General features: G+C 55.1%; 12 protein-coding genes. 9 read left to right on the forward strand and 3 right to left on the reverse strand.

Features of this window, described 5'->3' with window-relative positions; translation table 11 throughout:
* Nucleotides 1-49: 49 nt before the first annotated feature.
* The gene (tkt, locus tag ACSF8X_RS15660; RefSeq protein ID WP_500850372.1) at nt 50-2,047 is read right to left on the reverse strand and encodes a transketolase; all 1,998 of its coding nucleotides are present in this window, start codon (nt 2,045-2,047) and stop codon (nt 50-52) included.
* A gap of 387 nt (nt 2,048-2,434) precedes the next feature.
* On the opposite strand from tkt, the gene metK reads away from it, so the two are divergent.
* The 7 genes from metK (at nt 2,435) to ruvX (ending at nt 8,049) form a co-directional block, all read left to right on the forward strand.
* Nucleotides 2,435-3,589, forward strand: coding sequence for a methionine adenosyltransferase (metK, locus tag ACSF8X_RS15665; protein WP_500850373.1), 1,155 nt, complete (start codon nt 2,435-2,437; stop codon nt 3,587-3,589).
* 143 nt (nt 3,590-3,732) lie between these two features.
* Nucleotides 3,733-4,218: a SprT family zinc-dependent metalloprotease gene (locus ACSF8X_RS15670; RefSeq protein ID WP_500850374.1), complete on the forward strand. Its 486-nt coding sequence runs from the start codon at nt 3,733-3,735 to the stop codon at nt 4,216-4,218.
* A 139-nt stretch (nt 4,219-4,357) separates the two neighbouring features.
* Nucleotides 4,358-5,110 carry an HNH endonuclease family protein gene (locus ACSF8X_RS15675; RefSeq protein ID WP_500850375.1) on the forward strand — a complete coding sequence of 251 codons (753 nt, stop codon included), beginning with the start codon at nt 4,358-4,360 and terminating at the stop codon, nt 5,108-5,110.
* A gap of 104 nt (nt 5,111-5,214) precedes the next feature.
* Nucleotides 5,215-5,946, forward strand: a complete 732-nt coding sequence (gene rsmE / locus ACSF8X_RS15680) for a 16S rRNA (uracil(1498)-N(3))-methyltransferase (RefSeq protein WP_047878660.1) — start codon at nt 5,215-5,217, stop codon at nt 5,944-5,946.
* Nucleotides 5,947-5,959: 13 nt separating this feature from the next.
* Nucleotides 5,960-6,913, forward strand: a complete 954-nt coding sequence (gene gshB, locus ACSF8X_RS15685) for a glutathione synthase (protein WP_047878659.1) — start codon at nt 5,960-5,962, stop codon at nt 6,911-6,913.
* A gap of 147 nt (nt 6,914-7,060) precedes the next feature.
* Entirely contained in the window at nt 7,061-7,624 is a 564-nt protein-coding gene (locus tag ACSF8X_RS15690) for a YqgE/AlgH family protein (protein WP_047878658.1), read from the forward strand.
* On the forward strand, nt 7,621-8,049 hold the full coding sequence (gene ruvX / locus ACSF8X_RS15695; RefSeq protein WP_500850376.1) for a Holliday junction resolvase RuvX: 429 nt from the start codon (nt 7,621-7,623) through the stop codon (nt 8,047-8,049). The genes ACSF8X_RS15690 and ruvX overlap by 4 nt, the downstream gene beginning before the upstream one ends.
* A 317-nt stretch (nt 8,050-8,366) precedes the next feature.
* On the opposite strand, the gene ACSF8X_RS15700 is transcribed toward ruvX, so the two are convergent.
* Both ACSF8X_RS15700 and ACSF8X_RS15705 read right to left on the reverse strand, forming a co-directional pair.
* Entirely contained in the window at nt 8,367-9,482 is a 1,116-nt protein-coding gene (locus tag ACSF8X_RS15700; protein ID WP_500850377.1) for a PilT/PilU family type 4a pilus ATPase, read from the reverse strand.
* Nucleotides 9,483-9,490: 8 nt separating this feature from the next.
* Nucleotides 9,491-10,528, reverse strand: a complete 1,038-nt coding sequence (locus ACSF8X_RS15705; protein ID WP_047878656.1) for a type IV pilus twitching motility protein PilT — start codon at nt 10,526-10,528, stop codon at nt 9,491-9,493.
* 23 nt (nt 10,529-10,551) lie between these two features.
* Between ACSF8X_RS15705 and ACSF8X_RS15710 the strand changes: the two genes are divergently transcribed.
* Nucleotides 10,552-11,259, forward strand: a complete 708-nt coding sequence (locus ACSF8X_RS15710; protein ID WP_500850378.1) for a YggS family pyridoxal phosphate-dependent enzyme — start codon at nt 10,552-10,554, stop codon at nt 11,257-11,259.
* A 57-nt stretch (nt 11,260-11,316) separates the two neighbouring features.
* Nucleotides 11,317-12,135: a pyrroline-5-carboxylate reductase gene (gene proC, locus ACSF8X_RS15715; protein WP_500850379.1), complete on the forward strand. Its 819-nt coding sequence runs from the start codon at nt 11,317-11,319 to the stop codon at nt 12,133-12,135.
* Nucleotides 12,136-12,141: the final 6 nt, after the last annotated feature.

The raw sequence follows: 12,141 nt of genomic DNA on the forward strand, positions 1-12,141 counted from the left end.
CCTCCGCAGAGGTCTTTATTTTATGCATTGAAATAAATCAGCGTGGCAATTAGTCCAGAAGCTCTTTGGCGGTTGCCACTGCATTTTCAGTGGTGAAGCCAAACATCTTGAACAGCTCGTCGGCAGGTGCAGACTCGCCGAAGGTGCTCATGCCGATGATACGGCCGTCGAAACCAACGTACTTGTACCAGAAGTCAGCGATACCCGCTTCGATGGCAACACGCGCAGTCACGTCAGATGGCAGTACTGCTTCGCGGTAAGCTGCGTCTTGCTTGTCGAATACATCAGTTGCAGGCATAGAAACAACGCGAACCTCACGGCCTTCAGCGGTCAGCTGTGCTGCAGCTTCTACGGCTAGCTCAACTTCAGAACCTGTCGCGATAAAGATAAGCTCAGGCTTGCCTGAACAATCTTTCAGGATGTAGCCACCCTTGGCGATATCAGCCAGCTGCTGCTCGTCACGAGGCTGCTGGGCAAGGTTCTGGCGAGAGAAGATCAGTGCTGTCGGGCCGTCTTTGCGCTCGATAGCCAGTTTCCATGCCACGGCAGATTCAACCTGGTCACATGGACGCCATGTGCTCATGTTCGGAGTCAGGCGCAGAGACGCAATTTGCTCAACCGGCTGGTGAGTCGGACCGTCTTCGCCAAGACCGATTGAATCGTGCGTGTAAACCTGGATGTTCTGCACCTTCATCAGGGCAGCCATACGCATTGCGTTACGCGCGTATTCCATGAACATCAGGAAGGTCGCGCCGTACGGTACGAAACCGCCGTGCAGGGCGATACCGTTCATGATCGCCGTCATGCCGAACTCACGCACACCGTAATGGATGTAGTTGCCTGAGAAGTCATCGGCAGTCAAAGACTTCGAGCCAGACCACATGGTCAGGTTAGACGGCGCAAGGTCAGCCGAGCCGCCCATGAACTCAGGCAGCATTGCACCGAACGCTTCCAGTGCGTTCTGAGACGCTTTGCGAGATGCGATGTTTGCAGGATTGGCTTGCAGATCAGCGATGATTGCAGAGGCTTTTTCTTCCCACTGTGCTGGCAGCTCACCGTTTACGCGGCGTTTGAATTCAGCAGCCAACTCAGGGTATGCCGCTTCGTACGCTGCGAACTTGTCGTTCCAGCTTGCTTCTTTGATTGCGCCAGCTTCTTTGGCATCCCACTGCGCGTAGATGTCGGCAGGGATTTCAAAAGGACCGTGTTCCCAGCCTAGGAATTCACGTGCCGCTTTGATTTCATCAGCGCCTAGTGGAGCACCGTGACAGTCGTGAGAACCCGCTTTGTTTGGAGAGCCGAAGCCGATGATGGTCTTGGTACAGATCAGCGTAGGGCGACCTGTTTCGGCTTTCGCCGCTTCGATAGCTGCGTTGATCGCTTCTGCGTCGTGGCCGTCAACCGCAGGGATCACGTGCCAGCCGTATGCTTCGAAACGCTTAGGGGTGTCGTCAGAGAACCAGCCCTCAACGTGGCCGTCGATAGAAATGCCGTTGTCATCCCAGAACGCGATCAGCTTGCCCAGACCCAGCGTACCCGCCAGTGAACATGCTTCGTGGGAGATACCTTCCATCAGGCAGCCGTCGCCCATGAACACATAGGTGTTGTGGTCAACGATGTCGTGGCCTTCGCGGTTGAACTGGGCAGCCAGTGCCTTTTCAGCCATCGCCATACCCACGGCATTGGTGATGCCCTGGCCTAGTGGGCCAGTGGTGGTCTCAACACCCGGTGCGTAACCGTATTCTGGGTGGCCAGGCGTTTTGGAATGCAGCTGGCGGAAGTTCTTCAGATCATCGATAGACAGATCGTAGCCAGTCAGGTGAAGCAGAGAGTAAATCAGCATTGAACCGTGGCCGTTCGACAGCACGAAGCGGTCGCGGTCAGCCCACGCAGGGTTCTGCGGGTTGTGGTTCATGTGGCCGCGCCATAGGACTTCGGCGATATCAGCCATACCCATAGGGGCGCCTGGGTGGCCAGAGTTTGCTTGTTGTACACCGTCCATGCTCAGGGCACGGATTGCATTCGCAAGTTCTTTACGAGAAGACATGTCTGCTCCAGAAATTCGTAGAGTGTTATTGAGGCGGTCTGGGCTTCACATGCCCAGTACAGCCGATGTTCGGCGGGCGGGTATTGTCGCAAAGAGCCCCCTACTCTGCAAACGATTTCCAGCGAAAAATAACTGCCAGATCAATGCTATTCTGGCTTAAACGCAACCAAATAGCTGTAATAAAAGCGTTACAGGGAATCGTTTGCGCTATTTCATACCCAATACACCTACACTTCCTATTGTTGATTTTCTCATATCAACAGGTATTATAGACGTCTAGACGGAGGTAGCTCTATACATACAAACGTATATCCGTTTATGCATCCTTGCCGATTGGCTGATATAGAGCACCGTACTATCACTTTATTCAACTTTATGGGAGCGCTCATGTCGAAGCACCTGTTTACTTCTGAGTCAGTATCAGAAGGCCATCCAGATAAAATTGCAGACCAAATTTCAGATGCAGTATTGGATGCGATCTTAGAACAAGATCCTAAGGCACGTGTGGCGTGTGAGACTTACGTAAAAACCGGTATGGTGATGGTTGGTGGCGAAATCACAACATCAGCATGGGTAGACATCGAAGAGATCACCCGTGAAACCGTACGTGAAATCGGCTACGTGAACTCACAGATGGGCTTTGATGCCAACTCTTGTGCCGTACTAAGCGCAATCGGTAAGCAGTCTCCAGACATCAACCAAGGTGTTGACCGTGAAGACCCACGCGAGCTGGGTGCCGGTGACCAGGGCATCATGTTTGGCTACGCAACCAACGAAACCGACGTACTAATGCCAGCACCGATCACTTACGCACACCGTTTGGTTGAGCGTCAGGCTAAAGTACGCAAGAACGGCGCGCTGCCTTGGTTGCGTCCAGATGCAAAATCTCAGGTAACATTCCAGTACGATCAGGGCAAAATCGTAGGTATCGATGCGGTTGTTCTGTCTACCCAGCACTGCGAAAGCATCGAGCTGCCTGTGCTGCAAGAAGCGGTAATGGAAGAAATCATCAAGCCGGTACTGCCTTCTGAGTGGCTGAACAAAGACACCAAGTACTTCATCAACCCAACCGGCCGTTTCGTTATCGGTGGCCCAATGGGCGACTGCGGCCTGACTGGTCGTAAGATCATCGTTGATACCTACGGCGGCGCAGCACGTCACGGTGGTGGTGCATTCTCTGGTAAAGATCCATCGAAAGTTGACCGTTCTGCCGCTTACGCAGCGCGTTATGTAGCGAAGAACATCGTCGCTGCAGGCATGGCTGACCGTTGTGAAATCCAGCTGTCCTATGCGATCGGCGTGGCAGATCCAACATCTATCATGATCGAAACCTTCGGCACCGAGAAAGTGTCTCACGAAATCATCGTGGAAGCGGTACGCCAGCACTTCGACCTACGCCCATACGGCCTGATCGAAATGCTTGACCTGCTGAAGCCAATGTACAAGAAGACTGCGGCATACGGCCACTTCGGCCGCGAAGAGTTCCCTTGGGAAGCGACCGACAAAGCCGAACTACTGCGCGACTTCGCTAACCTGAAGTAATCGCAGTTCGACCAAACAAAAAGGAAGCCTCGGCTTCCTTTTTTGGTTTCAGGCTTAGCACAAGCCAGCAGCCAAACACGGCTTCCACCCGCGCCACCAATTCCCTATACTCGGCGACCGTATCCAACTATCAGGTACCGGCCATGACCCCTCTACAATCACAAGTGACAGAACGCGTTGCCGCCTGCATCCGGCAGGCCAACCAGCGTCTCAACAAGCGCATGCCGCTACCGTCCGTGCTGTTCAACCAGCGCGGGAAAAGTGCCGGCAGCGCCCGCCTGCAACGCTGGGAACTGCGCTTCAACCCGGTACTGCTCGCCGAAAACCCGCAGGCCTTCCTTGAGGAAGTCGTGCCGCACGAGGTCGCCCACCTCGTCACCTTCCGCCTCTATGGCAAGGTTCGTCCCCACGGCCGGGAATGGCAACAGATCATGAGCGCAATCTACGGCCTCGAGCCCAGGGCCACCCACAGCTTCGATGTCAGCTCAGTGCAGGGGGAGACCTTCCTCTATCGCTGCCAGTGCAGCGACTACCCCCTCACTATCCGCCGCCACAACAAAATTCAACGCGGCCAAACCAGCTATCGCTGCCGCCAATGCGGCCATCCCCTGATCTGGGCCAACGTATAATCGCATGCCCTTGCCATCCACTTTCGGATCAAAAAATGCCTTTTAAGGATGTAAATGATCAAAAACACAATGTGATATCAATCTAAAAAGCCTTTTCGGTGATAGTCTTGTCAGTATTACTCCCTGACTTAGGACTGCCATGCGATACATCATCTCCTCCCTATCTCGCCACGCCTGCTATGGACTGGCTATCTCTCTGCTATTGCCGTTTGCCTCTTCTTCCCATGCCGCAGATACGATCGTAAAAAAATCCACGAGCGGGATCTGCCATGACAGCAATAGCGCATCGTACCAGCGCACCAAGAATTTTACGCCCTACAATAGCCTTAGCGCATGCTTAGAGAGTGGCGGCCGTTTGCCCAAGGGAGCCAAAGCACCGACAACCAGCTCGGCGGCAGATTCCGGCTCATACCAACGCCACCACTTTGGCCACGGCTGGCAGGATTTCGACAAAGATTGCCAGAACGCCCGCATGGAAACCCTGATTGCCCAGTCGGTCGGCCAGGTGCACTTCAAAGATGCCAAACAATGCCAAGTGGTCTCCGGCCGGTGGAACAGCGCTTATTCCGGCAAAGTGATTTACCGAGCATCCGACATTGATATCGACCATGTGGTCCCTCTGAAATGGGCCTGGGAGCACGGTGCCAATCATTGGACCTTAGATAAACGTAAAACCTTTGCTAACGACCCCAAAAACCTCGTGAGCGTTGAGGCCTCCCTCAACCGCCAGAAAGGAGCCAAAGGGCTAGACGAATGGCTGCCGCCCAAAAATCAGTGCCAGTATATTCCCCACTTCATGGGGATCGTGAAAGCCTACAACCTGACGCTAACCCCTCGTGAAACCAAGCAGTATCAGGCCCTACTTGAACGCTGCAAAAACACCTCGAAATAATCTCATGGGGCCGCCCACATGCGGGCTGCCCCAGAAACAAGCATCTTGGACACACTTGGGTATATAATACTGCCAGAATAAACCCAACAGGTTACAAGATAGCCATGAGAATCCCACGTATTTACCACCCAGAGACACTACCGTCTTCGGGTTTCGTCATGCTCAGCGAAGATGCAGCCGGTCACATTGGTCGCGTACTGCGGATGCAGCCAGGCCAGGAAGTTGAACTGTTTGACGGCAGCGGTGCCGAATTCCCAGCCGTGATCAGCGAAGTCAGCAAGAAGAATGTCCAGGTCGAGATCCAAAAGCGCATCGATCGCAGCAGCGAATCACCGCTCAATCTTCATCTCGGCCAGGTCATTTCGCGTGGCGATAAAATGGAGTTCACTATCCAGAAATCTGTCGAACTGGGCGTGAATACCATTACCCCGCTGATTTCAGAACGCTGCGGCGTCAAGCTGGATCAGAAGCGTTTCGAGAAGAAACTCGCCCAGTGGCAGAAAATTGCCATCAGCGCCTGTGAGCAGTGCGGCCGCAATACCGTGCCTGAGATCCGCCCGATCATGCAGCTCGAAGAGTGGTGCGCCGAAGAATACGACGGCCTCAAGCTGAACCTTCACCCGCGTGCCAAATACTCAATCAACACCCTGCCGACGCCGGTGGAAAATGTCCGCCTGCTGATCGGCCCTGAAGGCGGCCTGTCCGCCGAAGAAATCGCGAAGACCCGCGATTACCATTTTGAGGAAACACTGCTGGGACCGCGCGTCCTGCGGACGGAAACCGCCGCACTGACCGCCATTACCGCCCTACAAGTTCGTTTCGGCGATCTTGGCTAACTGGAGAGAAGCAATGATTAAACTGGGTATCGTGATGGATCCCATTTCATCCATCAACATCAAGAAAGACTCAAGCTTTGCCATGATGCTGGAAGCCCAGCGCCGCGGCTACGAAATCCACTACATGGAGATGAACGACCTCCATTTGGATCAGGGCGTGGCCATCGCCGACACCAAGGTTGTCGAGCTCAAGCAGGATCCGGCAGGCTGGTACGAGTTTAAATCAGAGCAGACCATCGCCCTCTCCGAGCTGGATGCGGTGCTGATGCGCAAGGATCCGCCGTTCGATACCGAATACATCTACGCTACCTACATCCTAGAGCGCGCCGAAGAACAAGGCACACTGATCGTCAACAAGCCGCAGAGCCTGCGTGACTGTAACGAAAAGCTGTTCACCGCATGGTTCCCGGAGCTGACCCCGACCACCATCGTGACCCGCAAGGCCGAGAAGATCAAAGCATTCCGCGAAACCCACGGTGACGTGATTCTCAAACCGCTTGACGGCATGGGCGGCGCTTCTATCTTCCGCGTCAAGGAAAACGATCCTAACGTATCGGTGATCATCGAGACCCTGACCAATCACGGCCAGAACTACTGCATGGCCCAGACATTCGTCCCGGATATCAGCAACGGTGACAAGCGCATCCTCGTTGTGGATGGCGAGCCAATGCCGTACTGCCTGGCGCGCATCCCGGCCAAGGGCGAAACCCGTGGCAACCTGGCCGCAGGCGGTACTGGCGAAGCACGTCCGCTGAGCGAGACCGATATGCAGATTGCCGCTGCGGTTGCACCGACCCTAAAAGAGAAGGGCCTGATCTTCGTTGGCCTTGACGTTATCGGCGACAAGCTGACCGAAATCAACGTGACCAGCCCGACCTGTATCCGAGAAATTGAAGCCGCCTTCGATATCTCGATCACCGGCAAGCTGATGGATGCCATCGAGCGCCGTCTGGGCAAAACAGCCTAACGGCTGATCCCGCTGGAAACGCAGCCTCCGGGCTGCGTTTTTATTTGCACCAAAGCCAATGCGCAGCCGATTAATCCCCCTACATAGTAATTGGGGCAATTACTCGGCATACTGTAGATAAACATGTTCTGGTAGTAGGTACAGCTCATGAACTTAACCAATCATTTCTTGATTGCCATGCCCCAGATGCAAGACCCGAACTTCAAGGGAGGCGTGGTCTACATCTGCGAACACAATGACGAAGGCGCAATGGGGATAGTGATCAACCTGCCGATCGAAATCTCCGTCGGCAGTATGCTGGAACAAATCGAGATCGAGCGGGAGCTGCCTATTCAGGATCCAACCAGCCTCGAACAGCCGGTTTTCAACGGCGGGCCAGTCTCGGCAGACCGTGGCTTTGTCCTTCACAACCGGATCGGCAACCTGCTTTCGAGCATCAATATCACCGACGATGTCTCGATCACCACCTCCAAGGATATCCTGTCCCTGCTTGGCACCCATGCCGCGCCGGACAATTTCCTTGTCGCCCTCGGCTACGCCGGCTGGGATGCGGGACAGCTCGAACAGGAACTGGCCGAGAATACCTGGCTAACCACCGAGGCCAACCCGGACGTGGTCTTCAACACACCGATCAGCGAGCGCTGGCACAAGGCCATCGCCCAACTCGGCATCAACTCAACCCATCTTTCCAATGAAAAAGGACACGCATGAGCCATTCACGCAGCGTTTTAGGTTTTGACTACGGCACCAAGAGCATCGGGGTGGCGATAGGCCAGGAACTCACAGGCACTGCCCGCCCGCTTCCGGCCCTGAAAGCCCGCGACGGGATCCCGAACTGGGATGACATTGAGAAAATCCTCAAAGAGTGGCAGCCCGACCTTGTGGTTGTCGGCCTGCCGCTCGACCTACAAGGCGGCGAACTGGAAGCCATTACGCCAAGGGCTCGCAAGTTTGCCAACCGCCTTCACGGCCGTTTCGGCTGCACAGTAGAGCTTCATGACGAACGCCTCAGCACAGCCGAAGCGCGGGCCGAGCTATTCGAGCGTGGCGGATACCGCAACCTCAGCAAAGGCAATATCGACTCCCAGTCTGCGGTTGTCATTTTGGAAAGCTGGTTCGAGAACCAATACGGCTAACCTTTCCCTGCACCCCTCTCTGGGGTGCATATCCCCTTTCATGATGACATTTGTACAGCTCATCGTTCAAAAAACAGCCTAAAGCCGACCGTATCCCAAGCTCGCCACATAGACTCGTCAAGGATCCTTGCCGAGCAAGGGGCGATCAGCTTGTACAGCTTTTGGACTATATAAACCCAAAAGCTCAAATTCCTGCACACCGAGATCCTATTTTCCGGTTTACCGAGAAAAACGAGAGACTTACCTGTGCCAGACATAAAAAAAGCCTTGGGCTCATAACAAGCCCAAAGCTTTCTGCCTATCCCAACCCTTTCGGATCAGCCCATATCGATAGTCACCCCATCGAGGGTGCTGGTGGCGTAATTGTTCTTGTTGCCCATCTTAATCATCAGGCGCAAATCGTTAGCCGAATCGGCATGGTGCAGGGCATCCTGCTCGGTAATTTTTTCCTGCCGGTAAAGCTCAAACAGCGACTGATCGAACGTCATCATCCCCGACTGAGTCGAGCGGGCCATCGTCTCTTTGATTTCGTGCAACTCGCCGCGGCGGATCAAATCCCCTACCCGCGGGGTGTTAATCAGCAATTCAAATGCACCGTGCCGCCCCATGCCCCGGGCATCGGGGATCAATTGCTGGGCAAGGATGCACTTGAGGTTCAATGACAAATCAAACAGGAACTGCTCACGGCGCTCCTTGGGTACCAAGTGCATGATGCGCTCCAACGCCTGGTTGGCATTGTTGGCGTGCAGTGTCGCCATACACAGGTGGCCAGTTTCGGCAAAGTTCATCGCGTATTCCATGGTTTCCCGGGTACGGATCTCGCCGATCAAGATCATATCCGGCGCCTGGCGCAACGAGTTCTTCAATGCCACCTCGTAGCTTTCGGTATCGAGCCCGACCTCGCGCTGGGTGACGATGCACTTATCATGCTTATGGACAAATTCAATCGGATCCTCAACCGTCAGGATGTGCCCGCTGCGGTTGCTGTTGCGATAGCCAGTCATCGCCGCCAGCGAGGTGGACTTACCGGAGCCCGTCGCACCCACAACCAACACCAGACCACGCTTGGCCAAGGCCATTTTTTGCATATCCATCGGCAGGTTAAGCGAGAAAATATCTGGGATATTGGTTTCAATCCTACGCAGAACCATCCCCGGCAGCTCGCGCTGCCAAAAGGCGCTAACCCGGAAGCGGTGCTCGCCGCGAACCAAAGCAAAATTGGCCCCCCGGGTTTCCTCGAACTCATGGCGCAGCTTGTCGTCCATTGCATCATCGAGCATGGCATCCACCGCCGCCCGATCGAGACAATCCCCATAAGGGTGGAGGTTACCGTCAATCCGTAACAGGCTCGGTGAGTCCACAGTAATGTAAACATCCGACGCCTTGTTGCGTACCATTTCCTTCAGGACATCCTGTAAGATCATTGCCGCCATCTCCCCTCTTAGAATTTCGACAAACTATTATCAACCACGCGGCGGCCTTCCTCGGCTTCCACCAAGCCCTGTGCCACCAGCATCTTCACGCTCTGCTCCATTGTCTGCATCCCCATCGCCGAACCGGTCTGGATCATCGAGTACATCTGGGCAACCTTGTCCTCGCGGATCAAGTTACGGATCGCCGGGGTCGCCATCATCACCTCATGCGAGGCGATACGGCCGCCGCTGGTGCATTTTAGTAGGCTCTGTGAAATCACGGCGCGCAAGGATTCAGACAGCATCGAGCGTACCATCGCCTTGTCGTTACCCGGGAAAACGTCGATCACACGGTCGATGGTCTTTGCCGCCGAGCTGGTGTGTAGTGTCGCCAGAACAAGGTGGCCGGTTTCGGCGGCCGTCAGGGCCAAACTGATGGTTTCCTGATCACGCAGCTCCCCCACCAAGATAACATCCGGGTCTTCACGCAAGGCCGAGCGCAACGCGTTATTGAAGCTATGAGTATCGCGATGGACCTCACGCTGGTTGATCAGGCAGCGCTTACCCTCGTGGACAAATTCCACCGGATCTTCAATAGTCAGAATATGGCGGTTGTAATTTTCGTTAATGTAATCAACCATAGCTGCGATGGTGGTTGATTTACCGGAGCCCGTTGCACCTGTCACCAACACCAAGCCGCGCTGGCACTGGGCGATTTGATAGAAAATCTCTGGCACGCCCAACGACTCAAGCGTCGGGATCTTCACCGGGATTGTTCTGAATACGGCAGAACAACCGCGTGACTGATGGAAGGCATTGACACGGAAGCGGCCAACATCTGGCAATTCGAAAGAAAAGTCGACTTCGAGGTTTTCCTCAAAGTCACGGCGCTGGGCATCGTTCATAATATCGAAGACCAGACGGTGTACCTCACCATGCTCCATCGCAGGCAGGCTGAGCTTACGGACATCGCCATCAACCCTGATCATCGGCGGTACGCCCGCAGAAAGATGCAGATCAGAGGCATTATGCTTTACACTAAAGTCCAGTAGTTCGGTGATATCCATACAATTTCCCCACAGAATCAATTATGAACAGTATCAAGCAAAATATTGAGCAGGTCATCTCCCAGATCAGCCTTGCGGCAGAAAAATGCGGCAGAGATGCCGATTCCGTGCAACTTCTCGCGGTAAGCAAGACCAAACCTATCGCGGCTATCGAGGCCGCCATCAAGGCAGGCCAGTACGCATTTGGCGAAAATTACGTCCAGGAAGGTGTCGATAAAGTCCGCTATTTCGCCGACCTTTCCTTCGACCAGCCACTCAGCTGGCATTTTATCGGTCCGCTCCAGTCCAACAAAACCCGGCCGGTCGCTGAGCATTTCGACTGGGTACATTCGGTCGACAGGATCAAAATCGCCCGCCGCCTCAGCGAACAGCGTCCTGCCGAGATGCCACCGCTCAACGTACTGTTACAGATCAACACCAGCGGCGAGGAGAGCAAGTCGGGACTGGCCTTTGACGAGGTCGCAGCACTTGCCGATGAAGTCGCGGCACTGCCCAACCTCGTCCTTCGCGGTCTGATGTCGATCCCTGAGAAGGCCGATGACTACGACAGCCAGCTGGCCGCCTTCTCGAGCCTTGCCGAGGCAATGGACAAACTCAAAGCCAAGCACCCGCAACTAGATACCCTGTCAATGGGCATGAGCGGTGATATGGATGCCGCCGTCGCAGCTGGCAGCACAATGGTTCGTATCGGCACCGCCATCTTCGGGGCCCGAGACTACAGCAATACCTAATCCACACAGCTATCGGCAAGGAAAGCATCCCTTCCCGCCGCCTTACGAGGACACAACATGGAACAACGTACAATTGCCTTCATCGGGGCGGGCAACATGGCCCGCTCGATCATCGCCGGGCTGGTAGCCAGCGGCTACGCGCCAGATAAAATCACGGCCACCGCGCCGAGCGAGACCCGCCGCGAGCCGCTGGCCCGCGACTATGGCGTCCACACCACCGACGACAACCTGCAAGCGGCCTCCGATGCCGATGTGGTTGTCCTCGCCGTCAAACCGCAACTGATGGAGGAGGTCTGCCGCCCGCTCCAGATCCTCGATTTTTCAGGCAAGCTGGTGATCTCCATCGCTGCGGGCATCAGTGCCGAGCGCCTTAACCAAATGCTTGCTACCCAGCTCAATCTGGTTCGGGTCATGCCAAATACCCCATCATTAATCGGCAAGGGGATGAGCGGCCTTTACGCCACTGACGGCGTCAATCCCAACGATCGCCAGTTCGCCGCGAATCTGATGCAGGCTGTCGGCAAAATTTGCTGGGTCGGGGAAGAATCGCAGATCAACGGAATTATAGCCGCAGCAGGCAGTGCACCGGCCTATTTCTTCCTGTTCATGGAGGCCATGCAGGCCGAGGCCATTGCCCAGGGGTTCAGTGCCGAGCAGGCCCGCCAACTGGTCCAGCAATCAGCTCTAGGTGCCGCCGAAATGGTGGTTGCCAACCCGGAGCTGGATCTGGCGACCCTGCGCGAGCAGGTCACCTCCAAGGGCGGCACTACCGCAGAGGCAATCCGCACTTTCAACGAACACCAACTTAGTGATACCGTAGCATCAGCCATGCAAGCTGCGGTTTCCCGCGCCCGAGAGATGGAAAAACTATTTTAAGGTTAG

The organism is Photobacterium panuliri (assembly GCF_059920555.1).

Bases quoted from the DNA above. Each gene is read 5' to 3' on its own strand.
- ACSF8X_RS15700 (WP_500850377.1), bottom strand. From the start codon at position 9,482: ATGGCGGCAATGATCTTACAGGATGTCCTGAAGGAAATGGTACGCAAC.
- ACSF8X_RS15710 (WP_500850378.1), top strand. From the start codon at position 10,552: ATGAACAGTATCAAGCAAAATATTGAGCAGGTCATCTCCCAGATCAGC.
- tkt (WP_500850372.1), bottom strand. From the start codon at position 2,047: ATGTCTTCTCGTAAAGAACTTGCGAATGCAATCCGTGCCCTGAGCATG.
- ACSF8X_RS15675 (WP_500850375.1), top strand. From the start codon at position 4,358: ATGCGATACATCATCTCCTCCCTATCTCGCCACGCCTGCTATGGACTG.
- proC (WP_500850379.1), top strand. From the start codon at position 11,317: ATGGAACAACGTACAATTGCCTTCATCGGGGCGGGCAACATGGCCCGC.
- ACSF8X_RS15705 (WP_047878656.1), bottom strand. From the start codon at position 10,528: ATGGATATCACCGAACTACTGGACTTTAGTGTAAAGCATAATGCCTCT.
- ruvX (WP_500850376.1), top strand. From the start codon at position 7,621: ATGAGCCATTCACGCAGCGTTTTAGGTTTTGACTACGGCACCAAGAGC.
- rsmE (WP_047878660.1), top strand. From the start codon at position 5,215: ATGAGAATCCCACGTATTTACCACCCAGAGACACTACCGTCTTCGGGT.
- metK (WP_500850373.1), top strand. From the start codon at position 2,435: ATGTCGAAGCACCTGTTTACTTCTGAGTCAGTATCAGAAGGCCATCCA.
- ACSF8X_RS15690 (WP_047878658.1), top strand. From the start codon at position 7,061: ATGAACTTAACCAATCATTTCTTGATTGCCATGCCCCAGATGCAAGAC.
- gshB (WP_047878659.1), top strand. From the start codon at position 5,960: ATGATTAAACTGGGTATCGTGATGGATCCCATTTCATCCATCAACATC.
- ACSF8X_RS15670 (WP_500850374.1), top strand. From the start codon at position 3,733: ATGACCCCTCTACAATCACAAGTGACAGAACGCGTTGCCGCCTGCATC.